Source organism: Paenibacillus sp. OK003 (assembly GCF_900109515.1).
Classification (GTDB): Bacteria; Bacillota; Bacilli; order Paenibacillales; family Paenibacillaceae; genus Paenibacillus; species Paenibacillus marchantiae.
Window position 1 is genome coordinate 50,686 of record NZ_FOBD01000018.1, and the last position, 24,691, is coordinate 75,376.

Sequence of the window (24,691 nt, forward strand, 5' to 3'; positions counted from 1 at the left end):
TGAGTCATGCCTAAATTTCTGAAGAAACGCTGGCACGGCTACTATACCGTATGGGCGTTCATACTGCTGCTTCTGCTTGTTATGTTCGTGACCATCTACAACTGGACGCTTGGTTTGATTAGTCTGATACTGGCTTCGGCGCTGGGAATCGTCATGATTAAGGCGGAGCTCGCGTTCCGTCGTGAGCTTAACGACTACATTAATGGCCTTTCCATTCGGATCAAGCGGATGGAGGGGGAAGCGGTCAGCATGCTCCCATTCGGTATTGTGCTGTACAGCGAAGATCGTACCGTAGAGTGGCATAATCGCTTCGTCGCGGACATGTTCCAAGAGAAGACGATGGTAGGCAATCCGCTGCAAAATTTATTTCCCAAACTTCCTCAACCGAAGGAGAGAAAAGATGGGACCAAGGAGCCGTCCAAGGAACTTCATGACGAATTCCAACTGGATGATCGATATTACGGAGTCATCCATAACCCGCAGGAGCGGTATGTATATGTTTACGAGATTACGGAACTCGCCATTCTTCGTGATAAATATGAGAATGAACGCATGGCACTGGGCATTCTGGTTCTCGATAACCTGGACGAAGCAGCCCAGGGTATGGACGACCAGCAACGGACTGCACTGATCGCCCGCGTAACAAGTGAGATCACGTCCTGGGCGAAGCGGTATGAGGTATACCTGCGCCGCCTGTCCTCTGATCGTTATCTCATGATGCTGAATTATAAGTCTTTGCAGGAACTGGAGCAGAGCCGATTTGTCATTCTGGATGAAGTCCGGGAGATGACGGCTGATCTTAAGGTGCCGATGACACTAAGTGTGGGACTGGCATTTGGTTCGGATACCATCAGTGAGATGGGAGAACTGGCTCAGTCCAGTCTGGATATGGCACTTGGCCGCGGTGGTGACCAAGCTGCCGTCAAATCTGGACAGCGGTTGTCCTTTTACGGTGGGAAATCCAACGCAGTGGAGAAACGTACTCGGGTAAGAGCTCGGGTTATCGCCCATGCATTGCGTGATCTGATGCAGGAGAGCGACCGAGTGATTATCATGGGTCACAAAATGCCTGATATGGATGCGATTGGCGCGTCTATTGGGGTATGGAAAGCGGCGAGTCTATACAATGTGGAGGCACGAATTGTGCTAGATGGGCCCAACCCTTCCATTGAACGCATGATGGAACAGGTGAATAAGGATGAGAAGCTGTCCAAAGCTTTTGTGTCGCCGGAACAGGCTACCCAGATGATGACGGAGCATACGCTGCTTGTTGTTGTCGATACACATAAGGCATCCATGACAATGGAGCCGAAGCTGGTTCAATCCGCTACGCGTGTCGTGGTTGTGGATCATCACCGTCGGGGTGAAGAATTCATTAACGATGCAGTGCTGATCTATCTCGAACCCTATGCATCATCGGCAGCAGAGCTGGTAACTGAGCTTCTTCAGTATATTCATGACAAGGTACAATTCACTCCGCTGGAAGCGACGGCGTTATTAGCCGGAATTACGGTGGATACGAAGCATTTTGCACTTCACACGGGATCGAGAACGTTTGAAGCGGCAGGCTTCCTTCGTCGCAGTGGCGCAGACACCATTATGATCCAGCGGCTGATGAAAGAAGATCTTTCAGAATATATTGCTAAGGCAGAAATCATAAAGCATGCTAAAATGGTATACGGGAACATTGCGCTGGCGGTCACGGACCCTGGCAACAAGATTCCACAGATGATGATCGCCCAAGTGGCGGACACATTGCTTAATATGACCGACGTGATCGCTTCATTTGTCATTAGTGAACGACCGGATGGACTGATTGGAATCAGCGCGAGATCGCTGGGGCGCATGAATGTTCAGGTGGTCATGGAACGACTGGGCGGTGGCGGACATTTGACGAATGCTGCCGTGCAGCTTGAAGGAACGCTTGGAGAGGCGGAAAAACGGCTGACGAACGTACTGGCTGAAATCGAAAAGGAAGAGGGTTTGTTCGAATGAAAGTCATTTTTATAAAAGATATGAAGGGTCAAGGCAAAAAAGGACAAGTGAAGGAAGTGTCCGAGGGATACGCACAGAACTTCCTTCTGCCACGGGGAATTGCACGTCCAGCAACAGACGGAAACATGAAAACACTGGACAACCAGAAGGCAGCGGAAGACAGACGTAAGCAGGAAGAGAAAGCAGAAGCGGAAGCTCTGGCTAAGAAGCTGGAAGCTGAAGTGACTGAACTGAAAGCAAAATCCGGCGAAGGTGGCCGTTTGTTTGGTGCAATTACGAGCAAACAAATCGCAGAAGCTCTGGCAACGAAAGGTCTGAAAGTCGACAAACGCAAAATTGAACTGGACGAGCCTATTCGCACACTCGGCGTAACGCAAGTCACCGTCAAGGTTCACCCTGAAGTGAAGGCTACCTTGAAGGTACAGGTAACGGAGGAGTAAGATGGGCGGCGAAATGTTATTCGACCGGATTCCCCCACAGAACCTGGAAGCCGAACAGGCCGTGCTGGGTGCAATCCTGTTGCAGGGCGAAGCCCTGATTACAGCGATGGAACGGGTGCAAACCGAGGATTTCTATGATAAACCCCATCAATTAATTTTTGAAGCGATGATCCAGCTTGGCGAGGGAAATCAACCGATTGACCTCGTAACACTGACTTCGCTGCTGAAGGACAAAGGCGAGCTCGAGGACATCGGCGGCGTCAGTTATCTGGCGAAGCTGGCTCATGGTGTTCCGACTGCCGCAAACGTGGATTATTACGCTCAGATTATTGAAGAAAAATCCATGCTGCGTCGCCTGATTCGTACGGCTACGCAAATTGTGAGTGAAGGATACACGGGCGGTGAGGATGTCGCGGCTATGCTTGGAGAAGCAGAGCGGCGCATTCTGGAGATTTCCAACCGACGTTCCAGTAGTGGCTTTATAGCCATTCAGGACGTACTGATGGAAGTGTTCGACCGTGTGGAGACGCTGCATCAGAACCGGGGAACGACGACCGGCATTCCGTCAGGGTTCATCGATCTGGACAAGATGACCGCCGGATTCCAGCGGAGTGACTTGATTATTGTAGCGGCACGTCCATCTGTAGGTAAGACCGCCTTCGCCCTGAATATCGCTCAGAATGTAGCCATTCGTGCGCAGGAGACGGTTGCGATATTCAGTCTCGAGATGTCAGCCGCACAGCTCGTACAGCGTATGATCTGTGCAGAGGCCAATCTGGATGCGGGTGTCATGCGTATGGGTGACTTCAAAGGTGATGAAGATTGGCAGAAGCTGACGATGGGCATTGCAGCCTTGAATGAAGCTAATATCTACATTGACGATACGCCAGGGATCACCGTAGCTGACATTCGTGCGAAATGCCGTCGTCTCAAGAAAGAGAAAGGCCTTGGCATGATTCTGATCGACTACCTTCAACTGATTAGTGGACGTGGTAAAGCCGGCGAGAACCGTCAACAAGAGGTATCCGAGATTTCGCGTACATTGAAACAGATTGGTCGGGAATTGGAAGTTCCGGTTATTGCCTTGTCTCAGCTGAGCCGGGGTGTAGAGCAGCGTCAGGATAAACGTCCGATGATGAGTGACTTGCGGGAATCGGGTTCGATCGAGCAAGATGCCGACATCGTAGCGTTCCTGTACCGGGATGACTACTATAACCAGGAGACCGAGAAGAAAAACATTATCGAGATTATTATCGCCAAACAGCGTAATGGTCCGGTAGGCACGGTGGAACTGGTCTTCCTGAAAAACTTTAATAAATTCGTTAACTACGAGCGGGCACATAATGATGCCTTTGCCATGTAGGGGACAGGCACAGACTGCTTCGATCAGGAAGTGAAATCGTCTGTCCCGGCATCAACCATTAGATCATAAGCACTCATCAAATACGTTGTGAATACGACATATAGCGTTGGATCTGAACGCGTAGCGTATAACCGGGGTTAGCCGTCAAGCAAGATTTGACTGGCTTCGCCGGTTTTTTGCGTCGCAATATGGAGTCAATTCCGAACATTAGAGTTGGAGGATATATAATTGTTCGCCATTTGATTTGACTTTGAAAAAAGGGACTGTTACACTAGTACTGCTGCGTTAAAGCAGCGAAAACCTTCCCTTGGATGTAAACCGAGGGGGATTTTCACTGTCCGTTAGCACGCTTCTCCGCTGGTAATTTCACTTCAAATTCCTGCCGAGATAGAGGACGGACAGACCAATACAAAGGTGCGCAAGGCACCCACGGAGGTATGTACTATGTCAACGGTAGTTGTAGTGGGAACGCAATGGGGAGACGAAGGTAAAGGCAAGATTACGGATTATTTGGCGGAATCCGCAGACGTGGTTGCTCGTTACCAAGGCGGTAACAATGCAGGACACACGATTCTGATCGATAACAAAAAATATAAATTGACGATGATTCCATCGGGTATCTTCTACACAGATAAAGCATGTGTAATTGGTAACGGTATGGTTATCAACCCGAAGGCACTCATCGAAGAAATTAACTATATTCATGACAATGACTTTACGACCAAAAACCTGTCCATCAGCGAACGCGCACACATCATCCTGCCATATCACATGGTATTGGATGCATTGGAAGAAGAGAGCAAAGGCCCGAACAAAATCGGTACAACAGGCAAGGGAATTGGCCCATGTTACATGGACAAATCAGCTCGTATCGGTATTCGTATGGTTGATCTGCTGGATGCGGAAGAGTTCGAACTGAAACTGCGTCATTTGGTAAAAGAAAAGAACCGTGTAATCGAGCAAGTCTATGGCGGTGAGCCTGTAGATGTAGAAGAAATTCTGAAAGATTACCTGGGATACGCAGAAATCCTGCGTCCTTATGTGCGTGATACATCTGTTGTGCTCAATGAATACATCGACGAGGACAAAAAAGTATTGTTCGAAGGCGCACAAGGCGTTATGTTGGATCTTGACCAAGGTACTTATCCATTCGTTACTTCCTCCAATCCGTCTGCAGGCGGCGTATGTATCGGTTCTGGCGTTGGCCCAGCTCGTATTCAGCAGGTTATCGGTGTGGCTAAAGCCTATACAACACGTGTAGGAGATGGTCCTTTCCCGACAGAGCTGCATGATGCAATTGGTGACCAAATTCGTGAAACCGGACATGAGTACGGTACTGTAACTGGACGTCCGCGTCGTGTCGGCTGGTTCGACAGTGTTGTTGTTCGCCACGCTCGTCGTGTTAGCGGAATCACGGGCCTGTCCCTGAACTCCCTGGATGTCATGACAGGTCTGGAAACGGTGAAAATCTGCACAGGATACAAATTCCGCGGCGAGGTTATCACTCACTATCCGGCAAGTCTGAAAATGCTGGCAGAATGTGAAGCGGTATACGAAGAGCTTCCGGGCTGGAGCGAAGATATCACTGCGGCGAAGAAACTGGAAGACCTGCCTGTGAACACACAGAATTACGTGAAACGTGTTTCCGAACTGACAGGCATTCCAATTGCCATCTTCTCTGTAGGTCGTAACCGTGAGCAAACGAATCAAGTTCTTCCTATCTACGAATAAGCAGCTAAGTTAACTCAACTCGGCAATACGAAGTAAACGTTCATCCAAATAATATGCCTATATGGCATCATAGAGCCCCAGTTATCGCTTAAATAGCGATGTCTGGGGTTTTTCGCACGCCTCCCTGATATAATCCCCAAATTTCCGTCAATACTGGTTAACAGTAGACTCATAGATCCTGAACATCGAATGTGATATGGGGTCGGAAAACGGAGGGAGAGAACGGGAATGAAGTTGCTTCAAGGGTTCATTAAAATATTGCTTACCGTGATGCTGGTCAGTTCACTGACCCTGCTGACAACCGGATTAATCGTTCAGTCATATGTAAAATCGCTGCTGGCGAGTTTCAATATTCAGTGGGAAGGCCAGCCTATGGGGTTAACGGCCATGTTTCAGGGTGCATTAGGTGGTAAGTCCAGTGAAGAGAAGAAACCGGGAACGGGCACGACAGATCAGCCAGCAGGAGCGGAGGAGGAGCACGTTCCAGAAGATGCGATATCTGTCATGGGCAATGGAACAGAAAGCGGAGAAACAGGGGCGAATACAGGCAACAGCTCAGGACAGGATACGGGATCAGACAAAGGTCAAGGAGCAGGCTCAGGAACGGGCTCTTCTGCTACGGGATCTAGCCCAGGGGGCAGCTCAGGCACGGGAACAGACGCAGATGCTGGCACAAATGCGGGTACCGATTCTGGGACAACGCCTGGCAACAGTACAGCATCCGGCAACGGATCAGGTACGAACTCCACGGGTACGGGTTCTTCAGGGAATGATGAGATTGTAGTATCTCCAGATGACATTACAGGTAAGAAGGACAAGCTGCCGTTGGAGGAAAAAGAAAAGATTTTCAGTCTGCTGATGAACAAGCTGCCCCAGAAAGAGATGCAGCAAATCTCAGGCGCTATGGAAGGTGGCCTGACTGAGCAGGAGCTGCACGATATTGAGCAGGTGATCTCCAAGTATCTGACGAGCGAAGAATACGATAATCTGATGGAAGTCCTTCAGGCGGAATAAACATACAATCCAAACTATATGAGGCACTCTATAGCAAGAGTTTAACGAAATCCCTCCCAAGAGATGATCTGGCGAGGGATATTCGATTTGTATTTTTATGAAAAAGAAAACACATTTCGGTGGGTCTTAGAACCTAGTCTTAAAAAATGATGAAAAGTACATAGTATACCTGAAGTAGAGGCGATATGGGGAAGAATATTGATCTGCCATCTTATGGATAATACAGGGAAACCAAGCGTGGCGCGGCTTTGCGCTATGACGTGTACAGTTGAAATGAGTGTAAAACCTGTGTTAAAGTATACGGGTGTGATAAAAGGTTAAAATTTTGACACTTTTATGTGCGCAGCTAAAGTCCTGATTTGCGGACACCCGAATACAAATATCGACAAGCATGGGACAGACACAATGGGTGATGTCTTGACAGAAATGCGAACTGAGAAGTGCTGAAAAGGAGAGAATCATGAAAGGTTTCAGAGGCATACGCCAACCGGGCAAGAACCGGGAACACGAACAATCCGGGGAACACCGGACGGCCGAAGACAAAAACAACATGAGCATGTCCAACTTCAGTGGTAACAAAAAGCGCGTTCTGGCCTCGCGCAAATGGATCATTACAGCAGCATGCGGTTTATTCATCGCTGCATCGATCGGATTCGCAGGCAAACAATACGTTGCTGCAAACACCGTCCCATATTATAAAGTGATGGTCAAAGGAACTGAGATTGGTACCATCATGGATGAGGCGCAATTACAGAAATTATTTGCAGACAAAACCGAGGAATTCCAAAATAAATATCCAGACGCGGAAATGGTGCTGAACACAGACGGCATCACGACCGAAACGATTAAAGCATACAAACCCGTAGTGAACAGCGATGAGACGCTGGACAAGCTGGGCGACATGCTTACCGCCTATGCCAAGGGTGTAGAGCTCAAGGTAGACGGTGAAGTGATCGGCATTGTGAAGGATCAGGCAACAGCAGATGCGATTCTGGAACAAGTGCAGAACAAGTACATATCGGCATCGGCTGTGCGCAGTTCGCTCAAGACGAAGTCGGTATCGGCAAACTCATCGAAGAAAGCCGAGGGACCAAGTACTACGCTGAAGTCGGTGGGCATCAAGGAAGATGTAGCGACAGATGTGGTGAAGGCTGATCCAAATAAAATATGGGATGTGTCCGAGGCGGTTGAAGCTTTAACCGTTGGTAAAGACGCGCCTGTAACTTATGTGGTGCGTGAAGGAGATACGATCTCTTCCATTGCTGCCAAATACGAAATTACGCAAAGCGAGATTCGCAAACATAATCCGGGCATCAAAGAAACGTCGCTGCAAATTGGGGACGAGCTTACACTGACGGTGCCAAAACCAGCCGTTACGGTTAAATCGGTAGAGCAGGTGGTTGAACAGATTGAGATTAAACCACAGGTGGAAGTACGCAAAAGTGCTGAGCTCAAAGCAGGCACAACCAAAGTGGTGCGTCCAGGGCAAACCGGTCTGAAAAGCATGCAATATCGGATAACGAAGGAAAATGGTGAAGTCGTTCAGGAAGAATGGCTTGGCCAGGAAGTCATCAAGTCAGCGGTTACTGAAGTAGTTCTGAGTGGAACTAAAGTGGTCGGTGAAGGTACAGGTGAATTTGCTTGGCCGGTATCGAACGCTACGATGAGCAGCAGCTTTGGACAACGCTGGGGTCGCCAGCACAAAGGTGTCGATCTTGTAGGTAACCGGGACGTGAAAGCGTCTGATGAGGGCGTGATTACTTTTGCAGGACAGAAGAGTGGTTATGGCAATGTGATTATTATTAACCATCGTAATGGATACGAAACACTGTATGGGCACTTGAACAGCATCGGTGTTAAGGTTGGACAAGTCGTTGAAAAAGGTGAGAGCATCGGCGTCATGGGCAACACGGGCCGTTCGACCGGAACACATCTGCATTTCGAGATTATCAAGAACGGAACGGTGGAAAATCCGTTGACATACTTGAACTAGTTATATCGCAATCCAGGGCAAGGTTGGCAGTTAATGCTGGCCTTGTTTTTTGCTGCTGTAAAATTTTTTCAGTTTGAGGTGCACATTGGCCCTGATCGGGATGTGACGGTGCTTCAGGTATGTTAAACTATAGACTATAGGCAACAAGCCATATGAGCTAGAATATAGTCCATGAAAACGTAGGAAACACAATTTTATATAAGATGAATAAGAGAGATAGACCGCTAAGGCGGATCAAGCAGGATATAGGGGTGAAGACAGCCGATGCAGGGGAAGATTTTGGTGGTGGACGATGAACAGCCCATTGCGGACATTCTGAAGTTTAATTTGGAAAAAGAGGGGTACGAGGTCATCTGCGCATTTGATGGCATTCGTGCGGTTGAATTGGCGTTATCCGAGAAGCCGGATCTGATGCTGCTGGACCTGATGCTGCCAGGTAAGGATGGTATGGATGTGTGCCGCGAGGTGCGTGCCCATCTGGAGATGCCGATCATTATGCTGACCGCAAAGGATGGCGAGATCGACAAGGTGCTCGGTCTGGAGCTGGGCGCGGATGATTACGTGACGAAGCCTTTCAGTACGCGCGAGCTGCTCGCTCGGGTGAAAGCACAGATGCGCAGACGGCAGAAGCCTGCCATTACGGCTGAAGCGCCGGAAGACGAAGAGAAGCAGGTCATGCGTTTATTTGATCTGGCGTTTGATATGGACATGTATACAGCTTACAAAGGCGGCGAACCGCTGGATCTGACCCACCGTGAGTACGAACTTCTCTATTATATGGCGAAGCATTCCGGCAAGGTCATGACACGTGAACATCTACTGCAGGCGGTATGGGGATATGAATATTTCGGGGATGTTCGTACCGTGGATGTTACGATTCGTCGTCTGCGTGAGAAGATTGAGGAGAACCCGAGCAAACCGGAAACGATTCTGACTCGCCGCGGGCTGGGTTATCTCGTGCGCAGTCCCAAAAGCGTGGGGATATAATGGGGCGTTTCTCGCGATTTTCGTTCTTTCGAACGATTCAGGCGAAACTGATTATTATCTATGTACTGCTGATTCTGATTGCGATGCAACTGATCGGCGTTTATTTTGTGAGTGCGATGAAGAACTCGCTGACCAGCAACTTCACTGAGGATTTGCAGGCACGTGCAGAGATGCTGTCGGTGCTTGTGGGAGAGACGATGGCTGGTGGGGAAGCTGAGGCTGGCGAGGACAAAACGGAAAACCTGCGTGTGTTGGTAAACAGCCTGTTCAACATTAACGGCGCCGAGATTCAGGTGCTGGATGCCAGCGGCAAAGTGCTGACCACCTCGCTCAGTTCCCACTCAGACTATGTTGGGCGCAAAAACACCCAAACCGTTGTCAGCCGTGCGCTGCAAGGCATTCGGGACAATGAGGAATATATCGTGGACGAGGATAATGTTCGCAAAAAGGTCGTTGCCAAGCCGGTGCTGTCCGGCGGCAAGATTGTCGGCGCGGTCTACATCGCCGCTTCGATGAATGAGTTATATGCCACAATGGAGGGCATTAACAAGATTTTTATCTCCGGCATTTTGATTGCCTTGGTATTAACCGCAGTGCTTGGTGTCATTCTGTCACATACGATTACGCAGCCGATCAAGGAAGTTACCCGAAGGGCGACGGCGGTCGCGGAAGGCAACTTCGATCAGCAGACGCCTGTATTCGGAACGGATGAGATTGGACAGCTCAGTCGGGCGTTCAACTATATGACTAGCAGATTGCGAGATGCACTCTCCCAGAACGAAGAGGAGAAGGAGAAGCTCACGTCCATTCTGACCAATATGAGTGATGGCGTGGTCGCCACGGACGAATATGGCAAAGTCATTCTGGTGAACCGGCGTGCCAGCAGCATTCTGGGCATGCGTCCGGCGGACATTGAAGGAAGGCACTTTGCCGTATTGCTCGGCATTGATCCGGAAGATGCGGAAGCGTTAGCCAGTGGTTTTACAGGCTCGACGCTGCTCCAGATTGCACCTGCGGGACAGGAAGATCCTGTTGTTATCCGCATGACGTTTACACCGGTTCATCGTCGTGAACTGGGCATTACCGGCACGATCGCTGTGCTTCAGGACGTTACGGAGCAGGAAGAACTGGAAGCTTCACGGCGTGAATTTGTGGCGAATGTCTCTCATGAGCTGCGTACACCGTTGACTACTATTAAGAGCTACGCGGAAGCGCTGGATGATGGGGCTCTTGAAGATCCGCAGCTCGCTGGACGATTCGTTGGGGTAATCCAGAATGAGACGGAGCGAATGATACGACTGGTTACGGATCTGCTGCATTTATCGCGGCTTGATTCCAAAGAGGCTTTGCTACGGAAACAGCCAACTGACATCCTGGAAATGTTGGAGGAAGTGACGGATCGATTCTCGTTTCAGATGCATCAGAAGGATATTCAGCCTGTGTTGTCTGTAGAGAATGATATTCCGGCTGTTCCGCTGGATCGCGATCAGATTGACCAGGTGCTGGATAATGTCGTGTCCAATGCGCTGAAATATACATTAGAAGGCGGCACTATTACGATTGCGGCTAGACGCAGTGATGAACACACACTTGCCATCTCGGTATCGGATACCGGAATGGGTATCCCACAGCGCGATCTGGATCGCATTTTTGAGCGGTTTTATCGGGTGGACAAGGCTCGTTCCCGCAGTATGGGAGGCACAGGGCTAGGACTGTCCATTGCCCGGGAAATTGTGAAGGCACATGATGGCAATATCTCACTGGAGTCCGAGGTGGACGTGGGGACGACGGTAACGTTCACACTGCCCATGCGTGAGGAAGGAGGTGAGCACCTTGAAAGAGCGGATTAAATCTCTGGTGCTTGCTTCCCTCGTCGTTGCCAGTTTGGTACAAAGTTACTTCTTGATCTATCGTTTGCCCGGTGGGGGCGATTCGATTGTGACGTCAGAGACGAACTATGTGAAAACCGAGAATATGGGCCAGGAGCGCAATATTGAAGATTTAATTTTCCCTGATCAGATGGTTATTCATCTGGGAGAGGACAAACATACGGTGTTTTATCCGGGCAATACGTTCTATCAGTTGATCTATTCACGGTTGCAGGGACGTACGTTTGATGATTTCCAGCGTCGGAGTGTGCAGTCGGTCAACTGGAATCAGATTCGTAAGGAGAATCCTGGCTTTGAGCTGTCGTTCAAGGAAGGCATCCCTGTAGCGTTGTTACAGCGCGTGATGCGACTCGGGACAGACTCTCTCTTCCAGGGTGAGACGATTAACCGGATCTCGATCTATACGGCCAAAAATGAAACAAAGGCTCACGCACTGTTCTTCAGCGCCAAAGGCGATGTGGTCTACGAGGCGACGCAGGCGGATCTGACAGTACAGGACGTGCAGCAGCACGTCGACTTCGGCAGCAGCTGGACACCTTATACGCTGATGGACGGCGGATATTATATCCCGGCAGAAGCACTGGAGACGATTGAGGCTGACGTGCCTACAGGCCAGTTCACTGTCGAACAAATGCAGCGCAGCCTATTCTTTGATCCAAGCATGACCCGAAATATTCGGGAAAAGGATGGATCGGAGATCTATACAGACAGCAAGCGCAGTCTGCAAGTAAAGCAAGAACAGCGCTGGATTAGCTACACCGATCCAGCGGCACCCCCTGCGGGACAGATTGACGCAGCGAAGGATGCGCTGTCCGCGGTTGATTTTGTGAATCAGCATGGCGGCTGGAAAGGTCGTTCGCGCATGATGCTGGACACTACCGATACAAAGACGAAGCTTCAGTTCCAGCAATATTACAGCAGCTTCCCAATTATGGACTCGATGCAGTTCCGGTTCGGCACGATCAGCATGGAGATGCAGCAGCAGACGGTATCCAGCTATGAACGTTCGCTTGAATATCTGAACGAAGGCGCGGAGACGAAGAAATCGGTCACTCTTCCCGGAGGGGACAAGCTGAAGGCGCTCATCCAGAAGGTGGCGGGAACCAATCGGAAGGTTGTAGACGTGTATCCGGCGTACCGTCCATCCGGCATTGAGGATGGACTGAAGCTCATCCCGGTGTGGGTAATCCGTTTCGGAAACGGGGAGGAAACCACCGTTTCTTGATGGGTTATAGGATATGAAGTCATTTGATATCCGGGCGAGGTTTAGAATCACACGTTAACGGAGGGGGCAGAAATAACCTGAAGAAGCGAAGCTACAAGCTTTCTGAAAGAAAGCTACTTCGGAAGCATAGGCTTCGCCTTTATCCCCGGATTTCTCCCTTGGGAAAAGGGAATCAAGAAATCTGGGGATAACAGCGATCGGAAGGTTGTTCTGACCACGGAGTGGTAAGTGTGATGGTAGTCGTATTTATCAAATGATGGAGGTGAATGTTTTGGATTGGGGACGGGCGAAAAATGTGTTGATCTATGCCTTCCTGCTGCTCAATCTGGTGCTGGGATACCAGATCTGGATGGATGCGCGGGAGACGGCCGGAGCCAATCTGGACTTCACCTCGCTGGCGGATAATACACAACAGGCGATGGAGGAGAAGGGCATTCAGGTGCTGGCTCCTATTCCGAATGAGACGCCGAAGCTACCGAAGCTGTCGTATGAGTTCATTGAAGATAACAAGACAGGCATTGATGTTGAACTGGAAAATACCGTGGACAGCAAGCTGATCTTCTCGCAAAGCGAGCTGGAGGATGCACTACAGGACGAGATTCCCCAGATTGGTACGTATCGATGGGATCAGCTGATGGCGGAGGATGGGGCATTTGTGCTTCATCCGTTGGTGGATGGCAAATGGCCGCTCTTCAATGTGAGTCTGGAGCTATTCTACAGCGATCAGAAAATTACGGGTTATCGTCAGACTCCGGTGCGGATTACGACAGCGGAGGAAAGCGATCAGCAGGTGCTTCCGGCGTCAAAGGCGCTGGGTACGCTGATCGAGAACTTTTTGCCAAATGATGCGATTGTCAAAGATATTCAGTTGGGCTATTACGGCCAGTTGTTCAATTCAGATATGCAGGTGGCGATGCCGGCATGGCGGTTCGTGCTGGAAAGTGGCGAAGTGTTGTACGTGCAGGGCATCAGTGGGGATGTATTCAGTCCCAAGACAGACAAACCAGGGGAGTAATGCGTTATGGGGATTTATTTTACCGTGTTATCCAGCGGTTCGACAGGGAATGCCACGGTTATACAGCATGGGGGCACGTCCCTCATGATTGATGCAGGTCTCAGTGCAAAGCGGCTGGAGGCATTGTTTCTGGAACGGGAGATTTCGGGAACAGAGCTGGACGGGATTCTGGTTACACATGAACATTCCGATCACATTAAAGGACTAGGCGCGATGTCTCGGAAATATAATTTACCAATCTATGCAAATACGAATACGTGGGCGGCGCTGGAGAAGTCCGTTGGGGCGATTCCAGAGGAAAACCGGAGGGTGTTTGAGACGGGTGAAAAGCATGATTTTGGCTCCCTGCGCGTGGAATCCTTCGGCATCTCCCATGATGCAGCGGAACCGGTAGGGTACACATTCGATGATGGCAGTGAGAAGCTGTCCGTTGCGACGGATCTCGGATATATGAGCGACAAGGTTCGCGATGCGATCTCGGATTCGGATGTACTGGTGCTGGAGGCGAATCATGATGTCGAATTGCTGCGCATGGGACGTTACCCATGGAACACCAAGCGCCGCATTCTGAGCGACATTGGGCATTTGTCGAACGAAGCGGCGGGAGCAGCGCTTAGTGAACTGATGAACGGACGCATCAAGCGTACGTATCTGGCACATTTGAGCCGGGATCATAATATGATGGACTTGGCGAAAATGACCGTGCGTGATGCGATGGAGAGCCGTGGTTGCTTTTATCGCGATCATGAGTTCAAACTCTGTGATACGTATTATGATCGGCCTACGCCATGGGATAGGGTGGGTGAGCCATAAAGCTGTCGAGTTCGGTAGCTTTGCGCTCTACTTCCTCGCGGGTCAGAATGCCTTTGTCGACGAGCAGTTCAATAATCGTGCTTAGGGCAAGGGTGTTGCGGTAATGCTCTTCCTTGAGATCGGCCAGCTTGGCCGCCATATGAACTTCATCCATGGCTGTGAGTGTACGCGTGCGATCCATCATGTGAATCCTCCTTCTATGAAGCTTCGAATTGTCTTTTACTATTATTGTAGTCAGGCTTGATGGAAAACATTCCTCTTTTTGCCGCTATAATTACACGTAAGGGACGTGTATGCTGAACCAGGGGCCGCATTTTGCTTAAGAAGATGAAAAAGTTCACGGGAATAGGCAAAATAGCGCTTAGCGAACCGGATTTTGTGGTGATAGATACTATGGACCTTTATTGTTAAGCGCGTTATAGCGGAAATTTCCGTTAATCTTCGTAATTATGCAACTTTTTAAGATTTGGCGTGTTTAGTATATAAGGAGCTTTTATAGTAGAGGCTGATTTGCGCGCAAAAAGGCATGTCGTAGAATGCGAGAGCATTTCTGATAGAGTCACAAGCAGAATGAGATGTCCGTTCTGTTGTACATAGACGCTTCATTCCGAGTTAACGGGAATGGCAGCGATATGCAAAACGATTTTTTATGCAGGAACGCATGGAAGAATGAGTTGGTATTTACGGTACACGCGTAACGGAGGACACAGAACGAAGCTGGAGAAGCGAAGCGTTCGCCTTTATGATCAAATTTTTACCTTATTAGAGGGTAATCAATAAAATTTGTGAGTAACAGCGATCGGAAGCTCGGCTGTGGCCGGAGTGGGGTAACGTAAGGACACAGTCGTTGGCCATGCGACAACGATCGGGCGGCAGTCAGGGTCTTGATGCGTGACAACGAAGGGGAGAGGATCACGATGGGATTGTTTGGAGACGATTTTTATTCAACCAAAGTATCAAGACGCGCCGAACCTGAACAGAAAGGTAAACTTCAGATCATTCGCCCTGGAGGCAGGGGCAGGGGACGTGATCGCTGGCAGAATCCACGCAAGTCACGCTCGGGCTTTAGCTCCACGGTCAAGGTAGCCGTGATCAGTTCGGTAATCAGCTCCATCGTGACCGTTACGCTGTTTAGCTTTATCATGCAGCCAACAGCTCTACCTCTGGCGAACGCTGCAGGGAACGGCGGAGGCGGTACACAGACAGCGCAGGCGGCTGATCCGTACGACCGGATTATCCAGGCAGCGGCGAAGGTTCGCCCTTCCGTGGTGAGCATCGTGAACCATAAGACGGGCAGCAGCCTGTCGATGGAAGATTCCGCGTTGGGATCAGGGGTCATTTTCAAGAAGGAAGACGGTAAAGCCTACATCATGACCAATCATCACGTCGTGGAAGGTGCCAGTGATCTGGAGATTGTAACGGTGGACGGGGAAACGCATAAGGCGAAGCTGGTGGGCAAAGACCGGGTGAGTGACATCGCGGTATTGTCCGTGGAGGATGATAAGGGCATCGGTCCAGCCGCAGAGCTTGGAGATTCCAGCAAACTTCAGCGCGGTCAAACGGTGCTGGCGATCGGGAATCCGCTCGGTCTTGGTGGTACGCTAACATCCGGTATTGTCAGTTACACAGATCGGATATTGCCGGTATCCATTAATCAGGATGGTGTGTACGACTGGGAACAAAACGTGATTCAGACGGATGCGGCGATTAACGAGGGTAACAGTGGCGGAGCGCTGGCTGATCTGAACGGCAAACTGGTCGGCATCAACACGATGAAGATCTCGGATACAGGCGTTGAAGGCCTCGGCTTTGCGATTCCGATGAACGAAGTGATGAAAACGGTCGATTCCCTGCTGCTGAATGGCAAAGTATCTCGTCCATATCTGGGTGTGTATACCGTCGATCTGAGCAATCCGTACGCCCCACTGGATGATGAGCAGCGTAAGGATCTGAAGCTGCCATCCCACGTGGACAGCGGTGTGGTTGTACTGGAGGCGTCTGGTCCGGCATCCGATGCGGGCATGAAGCTGAATGACGTCATTACGGAATTTGATGGGCAGAAAATTACCTCTACGCTTGATCTGAGGAAATATCTGTACGATAAGAAGAAGATCGGCGATACGATTGAAATCACCTTTTACCGGGACGGCAACGCCGAGAAGGTGTCAGCGAAGCTCACGGATAAACCGGAGTAAAGGGAATTTCTTCTATGTACATGGCACACAGAAATAGGGTAATAAAGGAGAGTCGATCAACTTGTTGATCCGCTCTTTTTTATTGCACTAATCTTGATTTACAAATAAACCAAATTCATGAGGTTACAGGAGGGGGGATTTTGTCGTTGCCCTATGATAGTTAGGACCAGAGCCAAAGTCTCTGTTATAGAGGGTTTCATTTATGGTAAACTGTTGGGAATGTGTTGGTGATGGGCGGCTGTGCGAGTAACATCTGTTTGTCGATCGGTATTCTCAATCTGGAGTGGAAGGGGTTAATTCAATGAAACGTTTGACGAAAACCATGTTGGGGGGAACAGGCCTGGTATCCGCGCTGTTTGTTTTGTCCGCATGTACTTCTGAGGTGTCCCCGTCAGGGACTGCTGATGTTAGTGGTTTACAGGAGAAGATTACAGGTCTGGAGAAGAAGCTTGCGGACCAGAGCGAGAAAAATAGTGAGCAGAACAAAAAGATCGCGGATCTGGAGAAAAAGCTGGAGGAGCTGAGCACCACCGTGATTGCGGTGAATGAGCCTGGCGGTAAAGCACCTGTTGGCTCAGGAAACAACGGATCGGCTGGAAAGGGCGATGGGGTGCTGATTACGTTTGCCCAGTATGAAAAGCTTGAGGTTGGCATGGCGGTAGATGAAGTTATCGATATTCTTGGCGGTGAAGGCGAGGCATTGAGCGAGGCGGAAAATATGGTGGTCTACAATTATAAGGGTACCGGCGGTTCTGGTGCCAATGCAGTAATCGCGTTCCAGGGCGGCAAGCTGCTGACGAAGGCGCAGTCGGGGCTGGAGTAAGATCGATATTCATTGAGTATGGATTCGAATACAATAGATATGATGATTGCTTTCATGTGTCCGTTAATTTGAATAGTAACGACCGTATGGAATAGATGCGGAATTTGGAGAAGTGTTACTTTGGGACGCCAACGGGGTGTCGAGAAGTGACGCTTTTTTGGTTTTGTTTGTGCTGAAATGAGCGGACTGATGGAAGTTGGACATGATAAACGGGGACTAGGGGTTTCTTTTCCGCGGCAGGTGTGATAGAACAGAGAAGTGGCTATCCTGTATGGATAAGCGGTTGTGAATCGGGAGCATAGCTGGATACAGAAAGGATGCTTGAACGGATGTACGTTGTATGCAAAGAACACGTGGACATCGCCATCGACATGTTTGTTGATGAGTATGAGGACGCTCCAGATATCGTTGATCTGAAGGAGACGGAATTTGCCGATTGGGACCCGCCTGCGAAGTGCGCCGAGTGCGAACAAAAGGCCGAGTATCTAGTCGTCTAGCGTACTGTGTAGGCATCCGCAGTGGTGCGTCTGTCATGGATGCACTCGCTCGCCTGCCATCCGGTATGAACATCACAGGTAAGGAGCAAAGAGAGCGTGTCGGAGCGCTCTTTTTGTGTTTTTGGTGTGTTTTGACTAAGCGTAGTAGAGTGGCTATAACGAACCTGAGACTTCTTATTGAGAGAGAATGCTGCCTAGTTGAGATCTAACGAATCCTAGGCACGTTATTTTAATGAAATGGCCTCGAAGAGGCGAGGAAAGCTCGTTTTGCCTGTAATAGCGTGTCTCAGATTCTTTAGATTTTAAAGGAGCCGAAATGGGGCTAGATAAAGTGTGTGGAGTTCGTTAGCTTTAAATATGGGAATAAACGATGTGTTGACGCATCTTACTTATAGATTATCTCGCAGGACGATTAGGAGGAATGAATCTTCATGTTGATTCAGATTATTGGCGTAGGCAAACTGAAGGAAAAATATTTGACGCTGGGCATTCAGGAATATGCCAAGCGCCTCGCCCCGTACATCAAGTTTCAGATGATCGAGGTCGCAGACGAAAAGGCGCCCGACACCCTGAGCGAAGCTGAGGTACGGGCGGTGAAGGAGCGCGAGGGTGAACGCATCCTCGCGCATGTGAAGAGCGAGGCGCATGTCGTCGCGCTCGCCTTGGACGGCCAGCTCTGGAGTTCCGAGGAGCTGGCAACAGAGATCGACAAGCTCGGCACCTATGGGACGAGCCATGTCGTGTTTGTCATCGGAGGAAGCCATGGGCTCTCCGATGAAGTGCTGCGCCGCGCGAAGCAGCGCTTGAGCTTCGGGCGCATGACCCTGCCGCATCAGCTCATGCGGCTGGTGCTAGTGGAGCAGATTTATCGCGCAGTGAAGATTAACCGGAATGAACCATACCACAAGTAGGGCGAAATTTTAGTGAATATGAGGGGGATTTAAAAATGCTTATTGTAAATAAGGGCACTAGTATAGGTTGGAGTGTAGAAGACCTTAAAGCTAACAATAATGTCCTGGGGCTTACAATTGTGAGCGTCTTGGATTGCATACTTAGTCCTATACAAGGTGGTGTGCATAGATTGCGTCCAACTTATCAAGGGCTCGTAGAAGAAGCAAGAACAGCAATGATACATGATATTCATGGATTAGCAATTCTTAACGATATGATTCAGTACATTTCTGAAAAACATAAGGATTTAACCCACAAAGATTTCCTTTATGTTGTGGAGCTTATTGAAAAATACTTCACCAATCTCCGTTCAATTTACGACTTCATGTCTAAGGTCTTACGGCTTGCAGTTGAAGAAGGACGAATAGGGCAAATTTCATTTGATTCGTTAAATGATTTAATCACATTCGCTGAAACGAATTCAAGGGCAGCTATCACTCTTCCAGAAGATTTAATTAATCTATTAAAGGGAATTAAATCGGAATTTCATTTAGTGAGGGAGATTCGAGATTTCATTATCCACAACGGTAAACAAATATCACTGCTTTTTGACGACAAAGGATATAAGCTGGGTCCATTTAATAGTAATGGAACTCTTGTTGAATATGCGCTAGGAGAAGAGATACTCTATGAAGAACTGATGCCATATCTTGCTGAAAGGACGAATTATTTGCTTGAATTTAGTGAAGAAGTAGGTTTTATTATAAACCGTGAATTTGGAAGGCTCCATGGAGCCTTCCCATTGATGCTGTGTGCTTTGGAAGGGGTTTGTATTCCTTCTTTTGTAAAATTTTTAGGGTTAAGCCAGTCAACCTCAGATTGATTATTGCTATAAAGTAAGTTATTTTTATTTAAGAGTGTAAGTTGTGTAGATATAATTTTAGAATTAGAGACTTACGAACATTGGAGGAGAATTAATGTTCAATTATGATAAAAAATTTGTTTCCCTTGGCGTGGAATACAACGAAAACAATTTTAGATCAGTGGTCAACAGAAAAACATATGAAGATATGATTTTTCCCCCAACAAAGCCAATTGAAGGTGGTTTATGGGGTTCGGAAATTAATCAAGATGAAAAGTTTATTTCTTCATGGCAAGAATACATTTATGAAAAGTTAAATAAATCCTTGTTCAAGCATAAGTTGAAAAATAAATCTACGTTTTTCTCCATAAAACACGACTCTAGAGTTCTATCCCTAGATTCCTTAAAAGACATAGTAATCAATCTTGAAGATGAAAATCTATCTTCGAATATATCCTTAAGATTATTAGAGATTTCTGGGGATGTGCCTAAGCAGTATGAGAATCATTTGTATATTGATTTTGAGAGGTTAGTCGATTATTACGATGCAATACATGTAAGTATGACATTTGTAAAAAACGTGGACTGGATTCTTAAAGAATATACTCATAGAGTAGAAAATAATCTTTATGAATGGGATGAGGATATAACACCAGAATCGCTATTTAAAGCAGAACTTTTTGAGGATTGGAATGTTGATTCCATTCTAATCCTAAATAACGAATGTATTAACATTTTGAAAATAGATAAGCTTTAAATAATTTATTTATATAAGGAACGAGAGTTTATAAAGCAATACAGGGGCTTTTCCGAGAAAAGGAAAAGCCCCTTTCGTTGTTGGTTCAGCGAAAGGGGCTACGTTTAAAAAATGCTTCTCAGTATCCTCATTGAAGGTAAGCTCAATGCTGCTGACTCGCTTCTTGTCGTCCAGCGTAATCTTCTTCACAATTAGGTGCATCAGTGTCTTGCGCTGTTGAAATGGGGATTGACGTAGCAGTGCATCGAAGTTTGTCACCAGGGAACGCACAAGTTCGTAGGATACGGGATCAGCCTGATCATCCCGAAGCTCTAGTTCCAGCTTTGACTTGCGGGTTAGCTCAGTATCCAGTTCCTTGTTTATTACACTCAGGCGCTCAGAAAACATATCACGATCAATATCGTCTATCTCATACAATTCGAGGTACTTACGTTTCTTTTCCTCCAGACTGGTGATACGTGCCTGTACTGCTGTTAACTCATCACGGAGCGGTTTGATTCGTCCGGAACGTCTTTCATTGACGTTGCGAACAACTCTTTGCAGAATCTCTGGATTTACCACGGCTTGCCTGAGGCGATCAGTCACCGCTTGTTCTGCTTCCACCTTGCGGACGCTGTTGGCGTGGCATACGGCGCTTCCCTGGCTTCGGAATCGACCACAGGAATAGTACATCCGAGTGATCTTCTCACCATTCTTGGACCGATTAACCGTGCGGCTGGCGGTCATGGCCGCACCGCACTCAGGGCAGCGAATAAGCCCAGTCAGTAGATACTCCCCTTCAAACCCTTTCTTGGGCAACGTGGCCTTCTTTTCTCGGAGTAGCTGAACCTTATCCCATAATTCTTGGCTAATAATCGGGGGATGATGTCCTTCTACGAGAATAGGCTCTTTATTTTTACCCTTACGTCTTCGTTCTGCCCAATTTTCATAACAATTGTAGCGAATTTTACCTAAAAACATCGGATTATCTAACAGGTCTCGGATCGCTGTAGTGGAGAAAGGCTTGCCAGTTTGGGTTCTATGCCCTCTGTGGTTCAATTCATTGGCAATGGTCTTTAATCCATGTCCAGAGGCATATTGCTCAAAAATATGACGTACAATGACTGCTTCTTCTTCAGCTATAATGACCACGGATTTACTATCCCGTGAACTGCCGATGCCTGCAATTACTTTATATCCTAATGGAACTTTACCGTTATGGTGCCCCATCTTGGCTCTTTGCCTATGCCCCATCTTCACGTTGTCCACTATGGTATTTCGCTCCAGTTCACCTACTGCACCCATCATTTGGAGAGCGAAGCGTCCCATGGGGGTACTGGTTTCAAAGTTTTCGGTGAAAGATCGGAATGAAATATTGTTTTTCTCCAGTAAATCTACAATATGGAGTAGATCGATGCTTTTCCGAGCCATCCGATTGAATTTCCATACGATGACTTCATTGAACTTACTTTCTTCTGCATCTTTTAAAAGCCGTTGTATCTCGTAGCGTCCTTTGATGCTTTTTCCACTGACCCCGCGATCTACGTACTCATCGATGATCTCTCCTCCATACAGCTCACAATATTTTCTCAGGGTATCAAGCTGTGCATCAATGGAATAGCCATGCTCGGCTTGTTCTTCGGTGCTGACACGCGCGTAAATAGCAACTTTCTTCGGTTGTCCTTGGTTCATTTCTAACGCTCTCCTTCATGTTGTAGTGTTGGGATTTCCAGATTAAGTAGCGCCGCAGAACCTTGAATCACTGCTTGTTTGATATTACGATTAGCAGGGAGGATGATTTTTGAAATCATACTTCTTAAAAGTGCCTTCTGTTGCTCTGACGTTGCCCTTCGGAATACTGGATGAAAGTCATTAAGCACATGGCGGATACTTCCAAGTGGAATAGATTGGTCTGGATCATCAGCGATTCTTTTCTCAAGTTCCTTCTTTTCCTGCTCAAACATAGCTGTTTGGCTTTGAAGTTTACCTAGTTTTAGCTTCAGCTCCCGACTGTCGATATGTCCATCTTCAAAAAGCTCGTAACATCGGAGAGTTCGTTTCTTCAATAATGCTTGCTGTGTCTCAATCTCTTTAAGTCTTTTTCGGAAAGGCTCCAATTTTTTTTCTCGTCTTTGATTAAGCCTTATTGCCAACTGTTCTGCTATGCTAGGCTGCGAAAGGAACTGTTGTACATGTTGGTTTACCCAGTCCTCAGCTTGTTCTGCAGGAATGTGATGAGGCTGACAAGCTGCGTATCCCCCAGAATTATATCTACCACATACATAATAATGATCTACGTATGAGGCTTTTCTTTTCCGTCTGCGGGATACATGGGCCGTAACCATGCTGTTTCCACAGGTTGGACATTTAAGCAATCCAGTTAGCATAAAAACATGAGAAGTACGCCTGTTAGGCTGATGGGAGCGGTGAGCCAATTGTTGCTGTACCTGCTCCCACAGCTCTATTGAAATAATCGGTTCATGCTCTCCATCTACTATTTTTTTGTGTTCCGAAGCAGACTTGTCGGTATAGGTTATCTTGCCGATATAGTTAACATTCGTTAAGATGCCTCGCACCGACGCAATATGAAATAGTTTTCGTTTTTTAGTTCGATATCCGTTTTTGTTTAGGCGATTCACGATTGCTTTTAAACCAAGACCACTGGCATACCATGTGAAGATAGTTTGAACCAGCTCTGCTTCATCAGGAATAATCTCTACATAGGAGAGATGCCGGTTCACAGGATGGGAAACCCAGCGATATCCCAATACTAAATTCCCACTATTCCATTTACCGAGTTTGTTACGACGGTTCATCCCAAGACGGACGTTCTGCGTAATCTGGCCACGCTCATGCTCAGCTATGGAGCCGAGCATCTGGAGCGCAAACTTCCCCATGGGAGTATCGGTTTGAAGATTCTCCGTAAGGCTATGAAGTGTAATGCCATGTTTGTCAAAGAGTTCAGTAATGGATAATAAGTCCTTCAAACTTCTTGATAGCCGACTTAAACGGAGGCAGAGAACCTGCTGAAAGTGCTCTGAACGAGCATCTTCCAGCATTTCATTCAGTGACGGTCTACCAGAAATAGACTTTCCTGAACGCCCTGCATCAATATAGAGTTTGTAAATATCTAGCTGGCTTTCTCGGCAGTAATCATAGAGCGCGGATTTTTGTGCTTCTAAACTAAAACCGTGGACTTGTTCTTCCGTTGATACCCGAATATAAAGCGCGACAACCTGTTTTTCCATCATGTGTATCACCTCTATGCAGCATTTGGTTGTGACTCAGGGATAAGCTTATTTATTTCAGTGGAATCTTTTTCAGCTTGAAGGTAGCAGCAAATTATATCTGCAAGAATATCAATAAATAAAGTGAGATCGTTGTTTTTCGTGGAATGCTTCATTGTATAGGTGCCTCCTGTAGTGAATGATTGTAGGTAAGGTTGTAGCTCCGTTACATCAATGCCTTCTCCTTCATGCTAGTGAAGCTTTCATTCCCCAAAATAATGTGATCCAACAGTTCAATACCAAGCAAGCAGCCGCAATCTCGCAACCGCTCCGTCAGCTCAATGTCCTGTGGACTCGGGTTGGGATTTCCAGAAGGGTGATTGTGACAGGCAATGATGGCGGCAGAGTTAGCGAGGATAGCTAACTTGAACGTCTCCCTGGGGTGAACCAGGGAAGCGTTCAGTGTTCCGGTAGAGACAGTATGGATCGCGGTCGGCTCATTTTTGATGTTCATACAGATAATTGCGAAGACTTCCCTATCGCATTCACCAATGAATTGACGAAATAATTCTGCCGCATCTCGAGGCTTGCGAATTTTTCTACCAGGATAAAGAATGGAAGAAGCTTCCCTTACCATTCGTAAACCGACTACCTGAATACGCTTGGCTGAAGTACATTCCTTTATTATGGGTTTGGGTGTGCTCGGTGCTTCGTTATTATCAACAGGCATGTTATTGTCGCTTCTCATGTATAGAACCTCCAAGAATAAATGTAATTAATTCCTATATCAAGGTTATATTAAATGGATGAAAAAGCGACAGAAACGGGTTGTAACTCTGAAGCCATCAGATTTTTTAATAAATGAGTGGTGTTGCAGAAATCCCGTGTGAATATCACGTTAGGATTCCCGGAGACGAAAATTGAAGAAGCTTGAGTCACTAAGGAGCTTAGGGAAAGTTCACGTTTTCCCGTGTGAATCGCGTTACATCCTGTTT

Annotated in this window: 22 protein-coding genes; 17 read left to right on the forward strand and 5 right to left on the reverse strand. The window is 47.8% G+C overall.

The annotated features are described in order from the left end of the window. Positions 1-6 precede the first annotated feature (6 nt). The 11 genes from BMW94_RS24070 to BMW94_RS24120 all read left to right on the forward strand — a co-directional run bounded on the left by BMW94_RS24070 (position 7) and on the right by BMW94_RS24120 (position 14,465). Entirely contained in the window at positions 7-1,995 is a 1,989-nt protein-coding gene (locus BMW94_RS24070; protein WP_091001351.1) for a DHH family phosphoesterase, read from the forward strand. Next, on the forward strand, positions 1,992-2,435 hold the full coding sequence (rplI, locus tag BMW94_RS24075) for a 50S ribosomal protein L9 (protein WP_091001352.1): 444 nt from the start codon (positions 1,992-1,994) through the stop codon (positions 2,433-2,435). Before BMW94_RS24070 ends, rplI begins: the two co-directional genes overlap by 4 nt. Position 2,436: 1 nt before the next feature. After that, entirely contained in the window at positions 2,437-3,798 is a 1,362-nt protein-coding gene (gene dnaB / locus BMW94_RS24080; RefSeq protein ID WP_062327745.1) for a replicative DNA helicase, read from the forward strand. Between the two features lie 444 nt (positions 3,799-4,242). After that, positions 4,243-5,529 carry an adenylosuccinate synthase gene (locus tag BMW94_RS24085; protein ID WP_063567367.1) on the forward strand — a complete coding sequence of 429 codons (1,287 nt, stop codon included), beginning with the start codon at positions 4,243-4,245 and terminating at the stop codon, positions 5,527-5,529. Between the two features lie 228 nt (positions 5,530-5,757). Then, on the forward strand, positions 5,758-6,543 hold the full coding sequence (locus BMW94_RS24090; RefSeq protein ID WP_091001353.1) for a hypothetical protein: 786 nt from the start codon (positions 5,758-5,760) through the stop codon (positions 6,541-6,543). 460 nt (positions 6,544-7,003) lie between these two features. After that, positions 7,004-8,536: a peptidoglycan DD-metalloendopeptidase family protein gene (locus tag BMW94_RS24095; protein WP_091001354.1), complete on the forward strand. Its 1,533-nt coding sequence runs from the start codon at positions 7,004-7,006 to the stop codon at positions 8,534-8,536. A gap of 264 nt (positions 8,537-8,800) precedes the next feature. Continuing rightward, on the forward strand, positions 8,801-9,523 hold the full coding sequence (yycF, locus tag BMW94_RS24100) for a response regulator YycF (RefSeq protein WP_062327757.1): 723 nt from the start codon (positions 8,801-8,803) through the stop codon (positions 9,521-9,523). Further along, on the forward strand, positions 9,523-11,373 hold the full coding sequence (gene walK, locus BMW94_RS24105; protein ID WP_091001355.1) for a cell wall metabolism sensor histidine kinase WalK: 1,851 nt from the start codon (positions 9,523-9,525) through the stop codon (positions 11,371-11,373). Before yycF ends, walK begins: the two co-directional genes overlap by 1 nt. Next, on the forward strand, positions 11,357-12,637 hold the full coding sequence (gene yycH / locus BMW94_RS24110; RefSeq protein WP_091001356.1) for a YycH family regulatory protein: 1,281 nt from the start codon (positions 11,357-11,359) through the stop codon (positions 12,635-12,637). Before walK ends, yycH begins: the two co-directional genes overlap by 17 nt. Before the next feature lie 271 nt (positions 12,638-12,908). Continuing rightward, positions 12,909-13,652, forward strand: a complete 744-nt coding sequence (yycI, locus tag BMW94_RS24115) for a two-component system regulatory protein YycI (RefSeq protein ID WP_091001357.1) — start codon at positions 12,909-12,911, stop codon at positions 13,650-13,652. Between the two features lie 6 nt (positions 13,653-13,658). Then, positions 13,659-14,465 carry an MBL fold metallo-hydrolase gene (locus BMW94_RS24120; RefSeq protein WP_062327768.1) on the forward strand — a complete coding sequence of 269 codons (807 nt, stop codon included), beginning with the start codon at positions 13,659-13,661 and terminating at the stop codon, positions 14,463-14,465. Here the strand turns inward: BMW94_RS24120 and BMW94_RS24125 are convergent. Then, on the reverse strand, positions 14,434-14,646 hold the full coding sequence (locus tag BMW94_RS24125; RefSeq protein WP_053781978.1) for a hypothetical protein: 213 nt from the start codon (positions 14,644-14,646) through the stop codon (positions 14,434-14,436). The genes BMW94_RS24120 and BMW94_RS24125 overlap by 32 nt on opposite strands. Before the next feature lie 736 nt (positions 14,647-15,382). Here BMW94_RS24125 and BMW94_RS24130 point away from each other — a divergent pair. The 6 genes from BMW94_RS24130 to BMW94_RS24155 all read left to right on the forward strand — a co-directional run bounded on the left by BMW94_RS24130 (position 15,383) and on the right by BMW94_RS24155 (position 20,490). After that, on the forward strand, positions 15,383-16,660 hold the full coding sequence (locus tag BMW94_RS24130; protein ID WP_091001358.1) for a S1C family serine protease: 1,278 nt from the start codon (positions 15,383-15,385) through the stop codon (positions 16,658-16,660). 301 nt (positions 16,661-16,961) lie between these two features. After that, positions 16,962-17,483, forward strand: a complete 522-nt coding sequence (locus BMW94_RS30995; RefSeq protein ID WP_254790343.1) for a hypothetical protein — start codon at positions 16,962-16,964, stop codon at positions 17,481-17,483. Positions 17,484-17,812: 329 nt separating this feature from the next. Continuing rightward, positions 17,813-17,980 carry a CxxH/CxxC protein gene (locus BMW94_RS24140; RefSeq protein WP_063870633.1) on the forward strand — a complete coding sequence of 56 codons (168 nt, stop codon included), beginning with the start codon at positions 17,813-17,815 and terminating at the stop codon, positions 17,978-17,980. A 431-nt stretch (positions 17,981-18,411) separates the two neighbouring features. Continuing rightward, positions 18,412-18,891, forward strand: a complete 480-nt coding sequence (gene rlmH / locus BMW94_RS24145; RefSeq protein ID WP_072733920.1) for a 23S rRNA (pseudouridine(1915)-N(3))-methyltransferase RlmH — start codon at positions 18,412-18,414, stop codon at positions 18,889-18,891. 35 nt (positions 18,892-18,926) lie between these two features. Next, positions 18,927-19,754, forward strand: a complete 828-nt coding sequence (locus BMW94_RS24150; protein ID WP_091001359.1) for a hypothetical protein — start codon at positions 18,927-18,929, stop codon at positions 19,752-19,754. A 94-nt stretch (positions 19,755-19,848) separates the two neighbouring features. Continuing rightward, complete coding sequence (locus BMW94_RS24155; protein ID WP_091001360.1) at positions 19,849-20,490, forward strand: hypothetical protein; 642 nt, start codon at positions 19,849-19,851, stop codon at positions 20,488-20,490. Between the two features lie 9 nt (positions 20,491-20,499). On the opposite strand, the gene BMW94_RS24160 is transcribed toward BMW94_RS24155, so the two are convergent. The 4 genes from BMW94_RS24160 to BMW94_RS24170 are packed head-to-tail and all read right to left on the reverse strand — an operon-like array spanning position 20,500 to position 24,444. Next, complete coding sequence (locus BMW94_RS24160; protein WP_091001361.1) at positions 20,500-22,161, reverse strand: recombinase family protein; 1,662 nt, start codon at positions 22,159-22,161, stop codon at positions 20,500-20,502. Between the two features lie 2 nt (positions 22,162-22,163). Beyond that, complete coding sequence (locus BMW94_RS24165) at positions 22,164-23,720, reverse strand: recombinase family protein (RefSeq protein WP_091001362.1); 1,557 nt, start codon at positions 23,718-23,720, stop codon at positions 22,164-22,166. A gap of 11 nt (positions 23,721-23,731) precedes the next feature. Continuing rightward, positions 23,732-23,872 (reverse strand): hypothetical protein, encoded by a 141-nt coding sequence (locus BMW94_RS30655; RefSeq protein WP_175480833.1) that lies wholly within the window; start codon positions 23,870-23,872, stop codon positions 23,732-23,734. 50 nt (positions 23,873-23,922) lie between these two features. Continuing rightward, the gene (locus tag BMW94_RS24170) at positions 23,923-24,444 is read right to left on the reverse strand and encodes a JAB domain-containing protein (RefSeq protein ID WP_368086940.1); all 522 of its coding nucleotides are present in this window, start codon (positions 24,442-24,444) and stop codon (positions 23,923-23,925) included. Positions 24,445-24,691 lie beyond the last annotated feature (247 nt).